Genomic DNA, 16,871 nt, shown 5'->3' on the forward strand with positions numbered 1-16,871 from the left:
GACTCCGGCGCGGGGCACGAGCCGGTCGCGGGGCACGAGCCGGTCGCGCGGCACGTGAGAAGCAGGGGGTGACCCATGAGCGTTGAGGTCAACAACGAGTCCGGTGTCGAGATCGACGAGGGGCTCATCGTCTCGCTGGCCGGGCACGTGCTGGAGCGGATGGGCATCAACCCGCTCGCCGAGCTGTCGATCCTGGTCGTCGACGAAGAGGCCATGTCGGCGCTGCACGAGCAGTGGATGGGCGAGCCGGGCCCCACGGACGTGCTCGCCTTCCCGATGGACGAGCTGCGGCCCGGTCCCGGCGCGGGAGCCCGGCAGGAGGGCGACACGCCCACCGACCCGGCACTCCTCGGTGACGTGGTGCTCTGCCCGCAGGTGGCGGCCAAGCAGGCCGCCGAGGCGGGGCACAGCACCGAGGCGGAGCTGGAGCTGCTGTGCACGCACGGCATCCTCCACCTGCTCGGCTTCGATCACGCCGAACCCGAGGAGCACAAGGAGATGTTCGGCCTTCAGGGCGAGCTTCTGGAATCGTGGCGGGAGGTGCGCCCCCAGCGGTGAACCTTGCCAACGGGTGGTTGTTCTCCGCTGTCGTCCTCGTTGTGGTCGGTGGGTTGATCGCCAGCGCGGAGACGGCCCTGACCCGCATCTCAAGGGTTCGCGCGGAGGAGTTCGTCCGCGACGGCCGTCGGGGAGCGGTGCGCCTGCAGGCCATCGTCGCCGATCCGCCGCGCTACCTGAACCTGCTGCTCCTGCTCCGGCTGAGCTGCGAGCTGGTCGCCACGGTGATCGGCACGCTGCTCTTCATCGACTGGCTCGGCGACCAGGGCCGGGCCTACGCCGCCGCGGCGGCGGTCATGATCGTCGTCAGCTATGTGATCGTCGGGGTCTCCCCGCGCACGCTGGGCCGTCAGCACGCCGAGCCGATCGCGCTCGCCAGCGCGCCCCTGGTGTACGGCCTGACCCGGATCTTCGGACCCCTGCCCAAGCTGCTCATCCTGCTGGGCAACGCGGTGACGCCCGGCAAGGGCTTCCGCGAGGGCCCGTTCACCTCCGAGGCCGAGCTGCGCGACCTGGTCGACCTGGCCGAGGAACGCAGGGTCATCGAGCCGGACGAGCGGGAGATGATCCACTCGGTCTTCGAGCTCGGCGACACCCTGGTCCGCGAGGTCATGGTGCCCCGTACCGACATGGTGTTCATCGAGCGGGGCAAGACGCTGAGCCAGGCCCTGTCGCTCGCCCTGCGCAGCGGCTTCTCGCGGATCCCCGTGGTCGGTGAGAACGAGGACGACGTCATCGGCATCGCCTATCTCAAGGACATCGCGCGCCGGGTGCAGGACACCGGTGACGACGGGCGCGCCGAGCCGGTGGAGTCCATCATGCGTCCGGCCACCTACGTGCCGGAGAGCAAGCCGATCGACCAGCTGCTGCGCGAGATGCAGGCCCGCCAGATCCACCAGGCCATCGTCATCGACGAGTACGGTGGCACGGCCGGCCTGGTCACCATCGAGGACATCCTGGAGGAGATCGTCGGTGAGATCACCGACGAGTACGACCAGGAGGTCCCCAGGGTGGAGCCGCTGGAGGGCGGTGCGGTCCGGGTGACCGCCAGGCTCCCGGTGGACGATCTGGAAGACCTGTTCGGCATCGAGTTGGAGGTCGACGACGTCGAGACCGTCGGAGGGCTGCTGGCGCACGCGCTGGGCCGGGTGCCGATCGCCGGCTCCCAGGCGGTGGTGGAGGGGCTCAGCCTGACGGCCGAGAGCCTCGCCGGGCGCCGCAACCGGATCGGCACGGTCCTCGTCACCAGGATCGCCTCCGCGGAGTCTGACTCGGTCTCGGCCTCCGCCGATCAGTGACGGGCTCGGGTGGTGGATTCGTCCCAAGTCGTCCGCAAGCGCCCTGCAAGTGGTGCGGGTGATGCTTCTCTCACGGCACCTGGTCGCGCGGGAGTCGGTGGGGAGGATCCCCGGCGTCCGGAGGGGTTCGCGGCGCGAGGGGTCGGCCCCGTGGGGGAGAAGAGTCACGCAGGGCTGGAGGCTGTCCTGTGTTACTCGCTTGAGGGTGTTCTCGACCGTGAAATACGGTTGAGGGCACCCTTAGGCGTTTCTTAATGATTGCCGCTTTTGCCGACGGGGAAGAAAGCGAGTCGGCGAGGACGAGACGCCTCGCACATGACATCGGGGGGATGGTCATGACGCGAGGGATAAATATTGTCGTTTTTACAGTGTTATGTGGACTTATGGTGGGCGGGGCGGCCGGCTGTGGAAGCGGGGCGGGGGCCGGCGACGCCATGGACGGCACCGCGGAGCTGAACCGGCTGCGGGGGTTGCTCAACGAGGCACGGGCGCTGCCTGAGGGGTTCTCGGCCCGCCCGCGTGACGGCTGGCGCGCCCCGTTCCAGCCCGTGAACGAGGACTGCCGGCTCGTTCTCGACGCCGCCGGAGGCAGGCCGCCGCAGCGTGCGCTGGGGGCGCGGGCGGCCGTGACCTACCAGGGGGACGGGGTCGGGGAGCTGGCCGGGTTCGGCCTGGCCTCCTACCACGGTGACGACGCCGAGCTTCACTTCAACGAGCTCACAACGGCGCTGAGCGGCTGTCCGGTCGCACGCGCCCAACTGGCGGGCCGCGGCACCGCTCTTCGGGTCTCCCCCCTGGACCTGGACGAGGTCGGCGGCGAGGTGCAGGCCAGGCGGCTGAACGGCAGGTTGAACGGATATCCGTACGAGATGCACCTGGTGTTCGCCCTCAGCGGCCACACCCTGATCTCGCTGGTGCACGCCGGTGTCAGGGACGTCGACACCGAGCGCACCCGGGAGCTCGCCCGCCTGCTGGTCGACGAGGTCTCCGCCTGAGCGAGGCGGCAGCCGTGTCGTTTTGGTGCCGGGGCCGCACCGGTGTCGTCCTGGACGCGGGAAGCTGAATACCCTTGTGCTGTGAGTGACGCGAGCCTCGACCCCGAGGACAAGAAGATCATCGTGCTGGCCCGTTCCGCCCGTGCACGCAACGGTGCCGTCGAGGGCGCGGCCGTACGGGACGAGACCGGCCGGACCTACTCGGCGACCAACGTGGCGTTGCCGTCGCTGACCCTGTCGGCGATCCAGGTCGCCGTGGCGATGGCGGTGTCCGGTGGAGCGGAGTCGCTGGAGGCCGCCGCGCTGGTCACCGCCGGTGAGGGACCCTCCGACGCCGACACGCGGACGGTCCGCGATCTGGGCGGTGGGACCCTGCTCGTGGCCGGCCCTGACGGGACACCGCGTCAGAGCTGAGTCCGGCATCGGCGACAATGGTTGACGTGAGTTCCTCAGCTGCTGATTTCCATGCCGGTTTCGCCTGCTTCGTCGGCCGGCCCAACGTCGGCAAGTCCACGCTGATGAACGCGTTGGTCGGCACGAAGGTGGCGATCACCTCCTCCAAGCCCCAGACGACCCGCCGGGCCATCCGCGGCATCGTGCACCGCCCCGACTCCCAGCTCGTCATCGTCGACACGCCGGGTCTGCACCGGCCCCGCACGCTCCTGGGCGAGCGGCTGGACAGCCTGGTGCTCTCCACCCTCACCGAGGTCGACGTGATCGGCTTCTGCGTGCCCGCCAACGAGTCCATCGGCAAGGGCGACCGGTTCATCGCCGAGAAGCTCGCGGGCATCAAGAAGACCCCGGTGGTCGCCGTGGTGACCAAGTGCGACCTGGCGACCCGCGAGCAGATCGCCGCGCAGCTGCTCGCGATCTCCCAGCTTGCCGAGTTCGATGACATCGTGCCGGTCTCCGCGCAGTCGGGCGAGCAGCTCGACGTGCTGGCCGACGTGCTGGTCCAGCGCCTGCCGGTGAGCCCGCCGCTGTACGAGGGAGGACAGCTCACCGATGAGCCCGAGCAGGTGCTGGTCGGTGAGCTGATCCGGGAGGCGGCCCTGGAAGGGGTTCGCGACGAGCTGCCGCATTCGATCGCGGTGGTCGTCGACGAGATGCTGCCGAGGGAGGGTCGTGACGACCTCCTCGACATCTACGCTCACATGTTCGTCGAGCGTCCGTCCCAGAAGGCCATCGTGATCGGGCACAAGGGCTCCCGGCTCAAGGACGTCGGCAGCCGGGCCCGCGGGCAGATCGAGGCGCTGCTGGGCACCCGCGTCTACCTCGACCTGCGCATCAGCGTCGCCAAGGACTGGCAGCGCGACCCCAAGCAGCTCCGCCGCCTGGGTTTCTACGACTGACGGTTCCAGGGCCGGGACGGCCGCCCTGGTTCATCGGAGCCGGGCCGTGGCCGTGGCCGGGACGGCCGCCCTGGCCCATGGGAGCCGGGCCGTGGCCGGGACGCTGTCTTGTTCCATGGGAGCCGGGCCGTGGCCCTCAGAGGCGGCCGGTGACGGCCTCCTCTCCGTGCCCGAGCCGTCGCCGCAGCTCGACGGCGTCCCGGCCGAGCGCGGAGACCAGGGTGGCCGGTCCGGCCAGGGGCAGGACGGCCCAGCCCGCCCCGACCACCGTCTCCGGTGCCCGGCCGGTGATCAGGGTGCTGCCCACGCAGCGGGCGTCGCCGTAGACGGCGGGACTGCCGTCGATCTCCGCGTCGCCCGTCACGAACTCCTGCCGGAGCAGTGGGACCCCGCCGAGAACGGCGTCGAAGCGTGAGTGGCAGCGTCCGGGGCGCTCGCCGTACCGGCCGAAGACGATCTCCTCGCGCCAGAGCACCCGCGCGTCCTCGGCCAGGTCGAGCCGGACGACCATACGGTGCAGGCAGCCCGCCGCGAGCACCGTCGGTTCCGGTGCGAACCTGAGCGAGGCCCCCGCCCCGACCCGCGCCGTGATCGTCATCAGCGATTCGGCCCCCGTGGAACCGGGCAGCACCAGCGTGCTCGCGACCGACCGCACCTCCAGCGCGGTTCCCGGCGCCACCTCGATGTCGAGGGCCAGGTCGTCGCCGCCCAGCGGACCCGCCGCGGTGGACACCAGATGCACCCGGCCGGGCGCGGTCGCCCGCAGCGTGAGCGGTGGGTCGGAACGCATCGTGGCGAGGATGGTCCGGCCGGCCGCGTCCCGCCGGGTGGCGATGGCCGCCCGCGCTTTCATCGACCGTCGTCCTGCCCGCTGCGGCCGTCGGACGGACCCCGCCGGCGCCGGAGCACCGGCGGGGGCGGGAGCCGGGTTGGTGAGGGGCATGGGTCAGGCGTGGGAGTGCTCGTAGGCCCAGGACTCGACGAGCCCGGTGACCCAGTCGGAGACCGCGTACGCGCTTGGATCCTCCCTGATCGAGGTGAAAAGTACGGGTTTGCCGTCCCGTACGGCCGCCGCGTCGCGTGACATGACCGTGAGGTCCGCACCGACCATCGGGGCCAGATCGGTCTTGTTGATCACGAGCAGGTCGGCCGTCGTCACGCCGGGGCCCCCCTTGCGCGGGACCTTGTCGCCGCCCGACACGTCCAGCACGAAGATCTGCCGATCGGCCAGCCCCCTGCTGAAGGTGGCGGTGAGGTTGTCCCCGCCGCTCTCCACGATCACCAGGTCGAGCGGGCCGAACCGCTCCTCCAGGGTCTCCACCGCGTCGAGGTTGGCCGCGATGTCGTCCCGGATGGCGGTGTGCGGGCAGCAGCCGGTCTGCACGGCGACGATCCGCTCCGGGGCGAGCACGCCCGCCCTGCGCAGGAAGTCGGCGTCCTCGGTGGTGTAGATGTCGTTGGTGACCACGCCCAGGCGCATGAACGGGCCCAGTGTCCGGCACAGTGCCGCGGTCAGCGCGGTCTTGCCGCTGCCGACGGGGCCTCCGATGCCCAGGCGTAACGCCCGGCCGTGCGGGTCGGCCGCGTGGTGGTGGTCGTCGTGGTTGGCGCCCACGTGGGTCACCGTCCTTTCAGGTGGCCGTCAGGAGACGAAAAGCCTCAGATCTGCACGAATATGGTGTTCGGCGAGCAGGTCGAGCGCGGGGGAGGCATGTGCGGGCAGCGCCTCCCAGTCGGCGGGGACGGTGGCCGCGACCCTTTCCAGGGCCGGGGCGAGATCGGCGAGCAGTCGGTGGACGGCGACGGGGTCGAGGCCGAGCAGCCGTACCGCCGCCGTGGCGGGTCCGGTGACGGAGGTGTAGGCCGCCGCGAGGGCGGCCTCGGCGGGGGAGCACCCCGCCGAGGCCGCCACCGCGCCGAGCGCGAGGGGGTGGTGGGCACCCTGGGGCAGGGCCCCGGCCAGCGTGTCGAGCACCGGGGAGGGCCAGATCCTCCGCGAGGTCCGCAGCAGCAGCCTGCCCTGGGTGCGGCTCGCCTCCCGCTGGGCGGGAGAGGAGATCCTGGCGTCGGCCTCCGCGTCCAGCCGCGTCCACTCCGAACGGCACGTCTCCACGGGGGGAGACGTGCCGAGATCGCAGGCCGCGGCGGCGAGGGCGGCCGTCACCAGGCCCGCGGTGGCCAGGCGGCCCCGCAGGAAGGCGGCCAGGCCGACAAGGTCGTGGATCGCGCCGATCCTGACCGCCTCCTCGGCACCACCGGAGTGACCGTGCCCCCCGGCGGGCAGCCGGGAGTCGGCCAGCAGTAGCAGCGCGGCGTTCATCCGAGGCCTCCCTTCGGCCGGGCAGGAGATCAGAACAGGAAGTAGCGCTGGGTCATGGGCAGGCTCTCGGCGGGGGCGGGTTCGATCAGGTCGCCGTCGACGCTGACCGCGAAGGTGTCGGGGTCGACGTCGATCCTGGGCATGGCGTCGTTGAGCGGCATGCTCTCCTTGCCTCTGCGGCGGACGTCGGCCACCGGCAGCAGGCGCCTGCGTACGGCCAGCCGGTCGGCGAGACCGTCCTCGATCGCCATCGGGGCGACGAAGTGGACGGATGTGGCGGCGGCGGTGACCGGGGCGGCACCGAACATCGGGCGCGGCATGACCGGCTGCGGGGTCGGGATGGAGGCGTTCGCGTCGCCCATCTGGGCGTAGGCGATGACACCGCCCTTGACCACCAGGTCCGGTTTGACACCAAAGAAGGCCGGGTCCCACAGGACCAGGTCGGCCAGCTTGCCGGTCTCCACCGAGCCGACCTCGCCGTCCAGGCCGTGGGCCACCGCCGGGCAGATCGTGTATTTGGCGACGTAGCGTCGAGCCCGGAGGTTGTCGGCGGGGCCGTCGCCCGGCAGAGCCCCCCGCCGGCGCTTCATCACGTGCGCGGTCTGCCAGGTTCGGATGATCGTCTCGCCCACCCGGCCCATCGCCTGCGAGTCCGAGCCGATCATCGAGATCGCGCCCATGTCGTGCAGGATGTCCTCGGCCGCCATCGTGGACGGCCGGATCCGGGACTCGGCGAACGCCAGGTCCTCGGGGATGGACGGGTTGAGGTGGTGGCAGACCATCAGCATGTCGAGGTGCTCGTCGAGCGTGTTGACGGTGTGCGGGCGGGTCGGGTTGGTCGAGGACGGCAGGATGTTGCGGTAGGAGGCGACCCGGATGATGTCGGGCGCGTGACCGCCGCCGGCTCCCTCGGTGTGGTAGGCGTGGATCATCCGGTCGCCGATCGCCGCCAGCGTCGACTCCACGAACCCGGCCTCGTTGAGGGTGTCGGTGTGGATCGTGACCTGGGTGCCGGTGGCGTCGGCCACCGACAGGCAGGCGTCGATGGCGGCCGGGGTGGTGCCCCAGTCCTCGTGCAGCTTGAAACCGGAGGCCCCGGCGCGGAGCTGTTCCAGCAACCCCTCGCGGCTGACCGTGTTGCCCTTGCCGAGCAGCGCGACGTTGATCGGGTAGGAGTCGAGGGACTCCAGCATCCGGGCGAGGTACCAGGTGCCGGTGACGGTGGTGGCCTTGGTGCCCTCGGCGGGTCCGGTGCCGCCGCCCACGATGGTCGTCACCCCGGCGGCGAGGGCCTCGTCGAGGATCTGCGGGCAGATCAGGTGGACGTGGGAGTCGATCGCCCCGGCGGTCAGGATCTTCCCGTTGCCCGCGAGGATCTCGGTCGAGGGGCCGATCACCAGATCGGGATGGACACCGTCCATGGTGTCGGGGTTTCCGGCCTTGCCGATCGCGATGATGCGGCCGTCTCTGACCCCGATGTCCGCCTTGACCACTCCCCAGTGGTCGAGAATCACCGCGCCGGTGATCACCAGGTCGGGCGCGCCCTCGGCCCTGGTGGCCCTGGCCTGGCCCATCGACTCCCTGATCACCTTGCCGCCGCCGAAGACCGCCTCGTCGCCCGCTCCGGCGGGGCCGATCGACAGGTCCTCGGTGACCTCGATGAGCAGGTCGGTGTCGGCCAGCCTGATCCGGTCGCCGGCGGTGGGGCCGTAGAGCGCGGCGTAGCGGGATCGTTCAATGAACACCGGGGCTCCCGTCGAGAGGTCCGGCCCACTCGGGGCGGAGACCGGGGACGATCCGCAGCCCGCCGATCGGCACGAGGGGCACGTCGCGCTCCACGCCGGGCTCGAACCGCACCGCCGTACCCGCGGGGACGTCGAGCCGGGTGCCCCAGGCCGCCTGGCGGTCGAACTCCAGGCCGGGGTTGCACGCGGAGAAGTGGTAGTGCGAACCGACCTGGATCGGCCGGTCCGCGGTGTTGACGACGCGGACGGTGACGCGCTCGCGGCCCGGGTTGAGCGGGATGGGCGTGTCGCCGTACTGGATCTCGCCGGGTGTCATCGGCGCTCACCGCTCCTTGGGTTCACGGGATCGGCTGGTGGACGGTGACGAGCTTGGTGCCGTCGGGGAAGGTCGCCTCGATCTGTACGGACGACAGCATCTCGGGCACCCCTTCCATGACGTCGTCGCGGGAGAGCACCTCGCGCCCCGCCTCCATCAACTCGGCGACGGTCCGTCCGTCCCTGGCCCCCTCCATGAGGAAGGACGCGATGATCGCGGTGGCCTCGGGATGGTTGAGCCGGAGGCCCCGTGACCTGCGGTCGCGAGCGAGACCGGCGGCGACGTGGATGAGCAGGCGTTCCTGCTCGTGTGGTGTGAGCCGCATTCCCGGACCATAGGAACCGATGGTTTCGGCGACGTTGCACGTCGATGTCATGCGGGTTTCCAGGTGACGTGAGGTGTGTGAGAGGGGAGAGCCGTCCATCGGCGCCCCTTTCTCGTGGGTCTGCCGAGGCGTTCTGACGCTGGTACCACGAAATTTGTCGATTTATCTGGATAAGTGGGCGGCGGTTATCCGCGGCGCCGCGTCCTGTCACGGCGGTGATATTCCGGTAAACCGCAATTAACAATCGCGAACTAGACGGGAAATCTCACTCAGTCACCTTGGCGGCAGATAGATCGGTGCGGGGGCCGTACCGGCAAGGAGGAAAGTTCATTGAGGAAGACAGCATGGTGCTCCGTGGTGGCCGTCGCGGCGCTGACCGCGACACTGACCGCCTGCGGCACTGAAGCCCCTGCGAACAAGGACGCGGCCGCCGCGAGTGGCGGTGACGGCGATATCAAGGTCGGCATCCTGCACTCGCTGAGCGGCACCATGGCCATCAGCGAGGTGACCGTCAGGGACGCCGAACTGCTCGCCATCGAGGAGATCAACGCCGCCGGGGGAGTGCTCGGCAAGAAGCTGGTACCCGTGGTGGAGGACGGCGCGTCCGACTGGCCCACCTTCGCGGAGAAGGCCACCAAGCTCATCCGCCAGGACAAGGTCGCCACCACCTTCGGCGGGTGGACCTCCGCCAGTCGCAAGGCGATGCTGCCGGTCTTCGAGCGGAGCAAGGCCCTGTTGTGGTACCCGGTGCAGTACGAGGGCCTGGAGAGCTCGCCGTACATCTTCTACACCGGTGCCACCACCAACCAGCAGATCATCCCGGGCCTGGACTACCTCAAGGAACAGGGCAAGAAGAAGATCTTCCTGGTCGGCAGCGACTACGTCTTCCCGCGAACCGCCAACAAGATCATCAAGGCGTACGCGGCGGCGAACGACATGGAGATCCTCGGTGAGGAGTACACCCCGCTCGGCCACACCGAGTACAGCACGCTGACCAACAAGGTCGTCCAGGCCAAGCCGGACGCCGTGTTCAACACCCTCAACGGCGACAGCAACGTCGCCTTCTTCAAGCAGCTCAACAGCGCCGGGATCACCGCGGAGAAGATGCCCGTGCTGTCGGTGAGCGTCGCCGAGGAGGAGGTCAAGGGCATCGGCGTCGACAACATCGCCGGCCACCCCGTCGCCTGGAACTACTACCAGACCACCGAGAACCCGGCCAACGAGAAGTTCGTCGCCGCGTTCAAGGCCAAGTACGGCGCGGACAAGGTGACCTCCGACCCGATGGAGGCCGGATACAACGCCGTCTACCTCTGGGCCGAGGCCGCCAAGAAGGCCGGGACCGTCGAGGTCGAGGCCGTCAGGAAGGCGGCGGGCGGCATCGCGCTGGACCGTCCCGAGGGCCTCGTCACCATCGACGGCGAGAACCAGCACATGTACAAGACGGCCAGGATCGGGGTGATCCAGCCCGACGGTCTCATCAAGGAGGTCTGGAACTCCGGCAAGCCGATCAAGCCCGACCCCTACCTCAAGGGCTACCCCTGGGCGAGTGACCTGGCCACCGGCTGATCCCCCTCAAGACCGGCTCCGGACCGGGCCGTGACCAGATCGCGGAAAGTACCGTGGCGCGTCCACGACGCGGCGCGGCCCGGCTCCGGAGCCACACACTCGTAGGAAGGGGACCTTCGGTGGAGGCCTTTCTCAACCAGCTCCCGATCGGCCTGTCCATCGGTGCCGTGCTGCTGCTCATCGCCCTCGGCCTGACGTTCACGTTCGGCCAGATGGGCGTGATCAACATGGCCCACGGCGAGTTCATCATGGCCGGGGCGTACACCGCCTACCTGCTCCAGGACCTCACCGGCCGGATGGCCGTGATCGTGGCCCTGCCCGTCGCCTTCCTGGTCGCCGGGCTGATGGGGCTCATCCTGGAACGGACCGCGATCCGCCACTTCTACGGCCGCCCGCTCGACACCCTGCTGCTCACCTGGGGCGTCAGCCTCGTGCTCCAGCAGCTCGCCCGCGACCTGTTCGGGGCACCCAACGTGCAGGTCCAGGCGCCCACCTGGTTGCAGGGCGGCATCGCCTCCCTGCCGTACAACCGGCTGTTCATCTTCGGTCTCGCCATCGCCACCGTCATCGGCATCTGGGCCTACATGAACCGCACCGGCGCCGGCCGCCGGATGCAGGCCGTGATGCAGAACCGGCAACTGGCCGCGGTCAGCGGCATCAACACCGCCCGGGTGGACCAGCGGACCTTCTTCATCGGCTCAGGGCTGGCCGGAGTCGCCGGGGTGGCGCTCACCCTCATCGGCCCCGTCGGTCCCGCGCTGGGCACCTACTACATCGTCGACGCCTTCCTGGTGGTCGTCGCCGGAGGGCTCGGCCAGCTGCGCGGCGCCGTCATCGCCGCCGCCGGCCTCGGCCTGCTCAACTCCTACGCCGAGTTCTGGAGCGACGCCAGCCTGGCGAAGGTCATCGTGTTCGCCGCGATCATCGCCTTCCTCCAGTTCCGCCCGCAGGGCCTGTTCGTACTCCGATCGAGGGCGCTCACGTGAATCTCACCCGCCTCAGAGGGCCGGCGCTCTTCGCGGCGGTGGCCGTGCTCGCCCTGGTCGTCGCACCACTGCTGCTGGAACCCTTCCGCCTCGGCCTGCTGGCCAAGTACCTCTGCTTCGCGATCGTCGCCCTGGGCATCGGTCTGGCCTGGGGGCAGGGCGGCATGCTCGTCCTCGGCCAGGGCGTGTTCTTCGGGCTCGGCGGCTACGCGATGGGCATGCACCTGAAGCTGGTGGACGCCCAGGGAGACCTGCCCGACTTCATGGTCTGGAGCGGGGTCGAACAGCTGCCCGCGCTCTGGAAACCGTTCGCCAACCCGGTGTTCGCGCTGGCCATGGTCGTACTCGGGCCGATGCTGATCGCGACCGTGCTGGGCCTGCTGGTGTTCCGCCAGCGGGTGCGCGGCGCGTACTTCGCGATCCTCACCCAGGCGCTCGCCGCCGCGTTCGTCATCCTGCTCGTCGGACAGCAGGGCCTGACCGGCGGCACCAACGGCCTGACCAACTTCTTCGACCTGTTCGGCCAGGACCTGGCGGCGGACTCCACTCAGCGCGGGCTCTACTTCGTGGTCGCGATCGTCACCGGGCTGCTTTACCTCGGTGCCCGCCAGCTGGTCAACAGCCGCTTCGGGCGGCTGCTCGTCGCGATCAGGGACGGCGAGGACCGCGTCAGGTTCCTCGGCTACGACCCGGCCAGGGTCAAGACCGTCGTCTTCGCGATCTCCGCCGGCATGGCCGGGCTCGCGGGCGCCCTGTTCGTACCGCTGGTCGGCATCATCTCTCCCGCGCTGCTGGGGGTGGTCCCCTCGCTCGAACTCGTCGTCGCGGTCGCGGTCGGCGGCAGGTTCGCCCTCGCCGGGGCCATCCTCGGCGCGGTCGTCATGGGGTACGCCAAGACGTCCTTCAGCGAGCAGTTCGCCGACGGCTGGCTCTACCTGCAGGGCGCGCTGTTCATCCTCGTCATGACCCTGGCCCCCAAGGGGATCCTCGGGCTGGCGGCATCGGCCCGCGACGCCCTGGCCCGGCGGTCGAAGCGCCCCACGGCCCCGGAACCCCCGCCCACGGACGACGCCCCCGGCAGGAGAGTCATGGAGGAGGTCCGATGAGTCCGATCATCGAGGTACGCGGGCTGTCGGTGGTCTTCGACGGCTTCCGCGCCATCGACGGCATCGACCTGACCGTCGAGGAGGGGGAGCTGCGCTTCCTGATCGGGCCCAACGGCGCGGGGAAGACCACGCTCATCGACGTCATCACCGGCCTCACCCGCCCCACCACCGGTGAGGTCGTCTTCGACGGCCGTAACCTGGTCGGCCTGCGCGAGCACAACATCGTCAGGCTCGGTGTCGGGCGCACCTTCCAGACCTCCGTGGTCTTCGAGGAGCTCACGGTCCTGGAGAACCTCGACCTGGCGGCCTCCTTCCGGCGCCCGCTCTGGTCGCTGGCCCGGCGCAGGCGCGGGATCTCCGAGGCCGTCGCCGACGCGCTGGAGACCACAGGTCTGCGGGAGCTGGCGGACCGGCCCGCGGGGGTGCTCTCCCACGGGCAGCGGCAGTGGCTGGAGATCGGCATGCTGCTCACCCAGAACCCCAAGCTGCTCCTGCTGGACGAGCCGGTGGCCGGGATGTCGAAGGACGAGCGGGAACGGACCGGCGAGCTCCTGACGTCCGTGGCCAACGACCACACGGTGATCGTGATCGAACATGACATGGAGTTCCTGCGCAGGTACGCCTCGCAGGTCACCGTCCTGCACGAGGGCAAGGTGCTGATCGAAGGCTCGGTGGACCAGGTCCGCGACGACCCGCGCGTGCAGGAGGTCTATCTCGGAAGGAAGCGCGACGATGCTGTCAGTACAGGATCTTGACGCCGGGTACGGCAGAGCCCGCGTGCTGTTCGGGGTCTCCCTGAAAGTGGAGCCAGGGCAACTGGTGTGTGTGATGGGCCGCAACGGGGTGGGCAAGACCACCCTGCTCAACACCGTGATGGGCGTGCTGCCCGCCACCGCGGGTTCGGTCGTCTTCGAGGGCCGCGACGTGACGCGCCTGCCGCCGCACGAGCGGGTGCGGCTCGGCATGGCGTACGTCCCCCAGGGACACGAGACCTTCCCCCAGCTCAGCGTGCTCGCCAACCTGCAGGTCACGCTGGAGGCCGCAGGCGGCCCGCAGGAGGCGCTGGAGGAGGCGCTGGAGACCTTCCCCCGCCTGAAGCCGCTGCTCAAGCGGCGTGCCGGATTCCTGTCCGGCGGGCAGCAGCAGCAGCTCGCGATCGCCCGCGCACTCGTCACCCGGCCCAGGCTGCTCATCCTGGACGAGCCCACCGAGGGCATCCAGCCCTCGATCATCATCGAGATCGAGGAGGCGATCGAGCGGCTGCACGCCTCCGGCCTGTCGCTCCTGCTGGTCGAGCAGTATCTGGACCTGGCGCTCCGCCTCGCCGACCGTTTCCTCATCCTCGACGCCGGGCACGTCGTCCACTCGGGGGCGGTGGAGGAATTACACGGGGAGGAGATTCACCGCCTTCTCGCTGTATGAAACGGACTATCCATATCAAGAAGGTCGTGCTTGATCTCTTCTTGATGAAGAACCTCCCACTGTGGGCGATGGCGACATAACCTACCCAGCAAAAAGGGAGTCCGGGGGGGTCATGGCGGAGGAACCTGCGGACGCGGGAACGCGAGCGGAGGGGACACCGACCCCTTCCGAGCACCACGGTCGCTCCGACCGGCAGGGCGGTCGCGGGGGCGGCGGACCGGCCGGCGACGAGCGCGAGGGGCGATCCGGCGGCGGGACCGGCAGGTCGCCCGGTGACGAGAGCCGAGGCCGGGATGTCGATGAGCATGATCGACAGTCAGGTGACGACCGTGGCCGGCGGTCCGATGATCGACATGACCGTGAGCGGCGCTTCGACGGCCGATACGAGCGTGACCGGTGGGACGACGACGGGCACGGTCACGAGCGGCGGTCCGACGAGCGTGACCGGTGGGACGACGACGGGCACGGTCACGACCCACGGCCCAAGGACGCGCGGGTCTTCGAGGACGCGTACCCCGGGATGCCGGCCGGGCCGTTCGCCAGGCGCGGGTTCCGGCGGTTCCGGCTGACCGCCTGGATCGCGCTGGTCGTCGCCGCGGTCGTGGTCGGGGTGTCCATCACGTGGGTGAACGGGCCGCCCACCGAGGCCGAGCTCCGGGAGAAGGCGGGACTCCTCAGCAAGGACAGGCTCCGGATCGGCGTGAAGGACGACACCCCGGGCATCGCCCTGCGGTCGAAGGACGGGTCCGGCTTCGAGGGCTTCGACATCGACATCGCCTACCTGATCGCGGCGGATCTGGGCTTCCGGCGCGACCAGGTCGAGTTCATGTCCATCGAGACCGAGGACAGGGCGCGGATGCAGGCCCGGAATGGGAACGGGGAATTCGTCAGGGTCGACCTCGTGGTGGCGACCTTCAGCGTGACGCCCGCCCGCAAGGCGGACCCCTCCGTCGGCTTCTCCACGCCCTACCTCTTCACCGAGCAGTCGGTGGTGACCAGATCCGACTACCAGGACGAACACGTCGCCTCCCTGGGGCAGCTTGAGGGCAGGAAGGTCTGCTCGCTCGGCACCTCGACCTCCCTGACCGAGCTGAGCAAGGCGATAAGGGGCAACCCCATCGCCGAGGGCCTGATCAGCAAATGCGTGGAACGTCTCCGGAGGGGCGACATCGACGCGGTGACCACCGACGCGGCACTCCTGGCCGGGTTCGTCACGCAGGACAGGAACCTGCGCCACCACGACATCGCGTTGGAGAAGACGGAGATGTGGGCTGTCAACGCGGGTCCCAACGCCGCGCTGCGCACCCTGGTCGACCTCGCGCTCTACCGTTCCTACGCCGACCCGCAGAACCAGCGCTGGGAGGAGGCGTACAAGGCCCACATCGAACCGCTGCTGAAGACCAACCCGGGGGTGAACGTGGCCCAGGCGGAGCAGCCGTGCGCGCTTCCCCCGCCGGTGCGCCGCTGGCCATGGGAGCGGACCCTCCCCGCCCGGGATTGTCCCTCCGCCCCTTGAAGACCGACAGGCGGGTCAGGAACGCGCCGAGGAACCAGGAGTGGTTCCTCACGCTGCTGCCGGTGTTCCCGATCATCCTGCTGGTGATGCGGCTGTGGTACGCCAGCCGACAGGACACCCAGACGCTGCTCCTGCTCGTGCAGACCATCAGCCCGCTGGGCATGCTGAGCGCGATCCTGCTGACCACGGTGTGGGTGCTGCCCGTCGTCGTCGTCGGCGGCCGGCTCCTCGGCACCCTCTGCTGGATCAGCACGGGCCGTTCCTCATGGCTGGTGCGCGCGGCCCAGCGGCTGCCCGGCTGGGTCGCGGGCCTGGCCGTCGTGGTGGGCGTGGGCACCTGGCAACTGCGCTTCCTGCCGACGCTGATGATGCTGTCGCTCGCGCTGGCGGGCCTGATCGTGCGCGAGCGGTTCCCGGACCACGAGGAGTTGCGGGTCACGTTCTGCTACGCGCTGCCGCTGATCGCCGCGGTGCTGTCGTACGTGCTGCTGTGGCCGGCCGTCGTCACCGCGTTCGCCGAGCGGGACGTGGCGACCGCGATCCTGCTGACGCTCCCCCCGGTGTGCGCGCCGCTGCTGACCGGCCCGGTGCCCGCGGCGTCGGCCAGGGTGCTGACCCACGGCATCGCGATCGCGATGGCGGTGTTCACCCCGTTCCTGGTCGGCGCGGTCGTGATGAGGGCGCCGATCCTCCCGCTGATCGCCCTGGAGATCACCGGGGAGAAGTCCCCCGAGGTGGTCGTGGGCTACATGGTCGCCGGCGACGACCTGATGACCACGGTCCTGCACCGTGACGGTGCCGTGAGCTTCATCCCCAACGACCGGCTGCGGTCGAAGGTCCTCTGCCCCGACCCCGGCGAGGTGCCCAGGACGTGGGCGAACCTGCACGGCTGGTACGTCGAGCAGAGTGTGATCTCCTGGCTCGCCCCGGTCTCGCAGCGGGCCTCGGCCGACTCGCGCTGCGATGGCCGCCCGGTGGAGGAACCCGCCCCCGCCTCACCGTCCCCGACCCCGACAGGGTCTTTCGGTCCGGACGGTCACCGACGGTGGTCTTCGACACCGCCTCCGGCCTCGGCTGGGTCTTTCGATCCGGACGGTCACTGACGGTAGTCTTCGACCTCGTCGATCGGGCGGGGAGCGGCGGAGTCGGGGTCCTCGCCGAACTCGCGGCGTGCCCGGCGCTGCCTGAGCAGGTCCCATGCCTGGTCGAGAGCCTCCTCCAACTGTCTGATCCGGTTGTTCTCCTCGTGCGAGGAGATCGAGTGCGAGGTCAGCTTCTTCCGGAGCTCCCGCTCCTCGACGATGAGCTCGTTGATGTGGGCGAGGATGTCGCCGTCCCTCATGTCGGTTCCCCCTGTCAGAGTTCA

The 16,871-nt window shown here is 69.9% G+C and carries 19 protein-coding genes; 12 read left to right on the forward strand and 7 right to left on the reverse strand.

All coding sequences use genetic code 11. From position 1 onward, the window contains the following. The first annotated feature begins 75 nt into the window (after positions 1-75). From ybeY to era, 5 genes are all read left to right on the forward strand, one after another. Positions 76-558 (forward strand): rRNA maturation RNase YbeY, encoded by a 483-nt coding sequence (gene ybeY, locus OG884_RS26925; RefSeq protein WP_326637399.1) that lies wholly within the window; start codon positions 76-78, stop codon positions 556-558. Continuing rightward, positions 555-1,856 (forward strand): hemolysin family protein, encoded by a 1,302-nt coding sequence (locus tag OG884_RS26930; protein ID WP_326637401.1) that lies wholly within the window; start codon positions 555-557, stop codon positions 1,854-1,856. Before ybeY ends, OG884_RS26930 begins: the two co-directional genes overlap by 4 nt. Before the next feature lie 434 nt (positions 1,857-2,290). Continuing rightward, entirely contained in the window at positions 2,291-2,851 is a 561-nt protein-coding gene (locus OG884_RS26935; protein WP_326637403.1) for a hypothetical protein, read from the forward strand. A gap of 81 nt (positions 2,852-2,932) precedes the next feature. After that, a complete protein-coding gene (locus OG884_RS26940) occupies positions 2,933-3,265 on the forward strand; it encodes a cytidine deaminase (RefSeq protein WP_326637405.1) in 333 nt (110 codons plus the stop codon). A 17-nt stretch (positions 3,266-3,282) separates the two neighbouring features. Next, a complete protein-coding gene (gene era / locus OG884_RS26945) occupies positions 3,283-4,203 on the forward strand; it encodes a GTPase Era (protein WP_326637407.1) in 921 nt (306 codons plus the stop codon). Positions 4,204-4,339: 136 nt separating this feature from the next. Here era and OG884_RS26950 read toward each other — a convergent pair whose 3' ends face one another. The 6 genes from OG884_RS26950 to OG884_RS26975 form a co-directional block, all read right to left on the reverse strand. Further along, entirely contained in the window at positions 4,340-5,056 is a 717-nt protein-coding gene (locus OG884_RS26950; protein ID WP_326637409.1) for an urease accessory protein UreD, read from the reverse strand. A gap of 93 nt (positions 5,057-5,149) precedes the next feature. Continuing rightward, positions 5,150-5,818, reverse strand: a complete 669-nt coding sequence (ureG, locus tag OG884_RS26955; protein WP_326637410.1) for an urease accessory protein UreG — start codon at positions 5,816-5,818, stop codon at positions 5,150-5,152. A gap of 27 nt (positions 5,819-5,845) precedes the next feature. Further along, positions 5,846-6,523, reverse strand: a complete 678-nt coding sequence (locus OG884_RS26960; RefSeq protein WP_326637411.1) for an urease accessory protein UreF — start codon at positions 6,521-6,523, stop codon at positions 5,846-5,848. A 29-nt stretch (positions 6,524-6,552) separates the two neighbouring features. After that, complete coding sequence (locus tag OG884_RS26965; protein WP_326637413.1) at positions 6,553-8,268, reverse strand: urease subunit alpha; 1,716 nt, start codon at positions 8,266-8,268, stop codon at positions 6,553-6,555. Continuing rightward, entirely contained in the window at positions 8,258-8,584 is a 327-nt protein-coding gene (locus tag OG884_RS26970; RefSeq protein WP_326637415.1) for an urease subunit beta, read from the reverse strand. Before OG884_RS26970 ends, OG884_RS26965 begins: the two co-directional genes overlap by 11 nt. 22 nt (positions 8,585-8,606) lie before the next feature. Next, the gene (locus OG884_RS26975) at positions 8,607-8,909 is read right to left on the reverse strand and encodes an urease subunit gamma (RefSeq protein WP_326637416.1); all 303 of its coding nucleotides are present in this window, start codon (positions 8,907-8,909) and stop codon (positions 8,607-8,609) included. Positions 8,910-9,239: 330 nt separating this feature from the next. Here OG884_RS26975 and urtA point away from each other — a divergent pair, with 330 nt between their 5' ends. The 7 genes from urtA (at position 9,240) to OG884_RS27010 (ending at position 16,608) form a co-directional block, all read left to right on the forward strand. Then, positions 9,240-10,475 (forward strand): urea ABC transporter substrate-binding protein, encoded by a 1,236-nt coding sequence (urtA, locus tag OG884_RS26980; RefSeq protein ID WP_326637418.1) that lies wholly within the window; start codon positions 9,240-9,242, stop codon positions 10,473-10,475. 119 nt (positions 10,476-10,594) lie between these two features. Beyond that, a complete protein-coding gene (gene urtB / locus OG884_RS26985; protein ID WP_326637420.1) occupies positions 10,595-11,461 on the forward strand; it encodes an urea ABC transporter permease subunit UrtB in 867 nt (288 codons plus the stop codon). Next, positions 11,458-12,567, forward strand: a complete 1,110-nt coding sequence (gene urtC / locus OG884_RS26990) for an urea ABC transporter permease subunit UrtC (RefSeq protein WP_326637422.1) — start codon at positions 11,458-11,460, stop codon at positions 12,565-12,567. Before urtB ends, urtC begins: the two co-directional genes overlap by 4 nt. Next, positions 12,564-13,322 (forward strand): urea ABC transporter ATP-binding protein UrtD, encoded by a 759-nt coding sequence (urtD, locus tag OG884_RS26995; RefSeq protein WP_326637424.1) that lies wholly within the window; start codon positions 12,564-12,566, stop codon positions 13,320-13,322. Before urtC ends, urtD begins: the two co-directional genes overlap by 4 nt. Next, entirely contained in the window at positions 13,300-13,989 is a 690-nt protein-coding gene (urtE, locus tag OG884_RS27000) for an urea ABC transporter ATP-binding subunit UrtE (protein ID WP_326637425.1), read from the forward strand. Before urtD ends, urtE begins: the two co-directional genes overlap by 23 nt. Before the next feature lie 112 nt (positions 13,990-14,101). Next, positions 14,102-15,505 carry a transporter substrate-binding domain-containing protein gene (locus OG884_RS27005; RefSeq protein WP_326637427.1) on the forward strand — a complete coding sequence of 468 codons (1,404 nt, stop codon included), beginning with the start codon at positions 14,102-14,104 and terminating at the stop codon, positions 15,503-15,505. After that, entirely contained in the window at positions 15,502-16,608 is a 1,107-nt protein-coding gene (locus tag OG884_RS27010; RefSeq protein ID WP_326637429.1) for a hypothetical protein, read from the forward strand. The genes OG884_RS27005 and OG884_RS27010 overlap by 4 nt, the downstream gene beginning before the upstream one ends. On the opposite strand, the gene OG884_RS27015 is transcribed toward OG884_RS27010, so the two are convergent. Next, positions 16,602-16,847 (reverse strand): DUF2630 family protein, encoded by a 246-nt coding sequence (locus tag OG884_RS27015; RefSeq protein ID WP_326637431.1) that lies wholly within the window; start codon positions 16,845-16,847, stop codon positions 16,602-16,604. The genes OG884_RS27010 and OG884_RS27015 overlap by 7 nt on opposite strands. Positions 16,848-16,871: the final 24 nt, after the last annotated feature.

Source organism: Streptosporangium sp. NBC_01755 (genome assembly GCF_035917995.1).
GTDB lineage: Bacteria > Actinomycetota > Actinomycetes > Streptosporangiales > Streptosporangiaceae > Streptosporangium.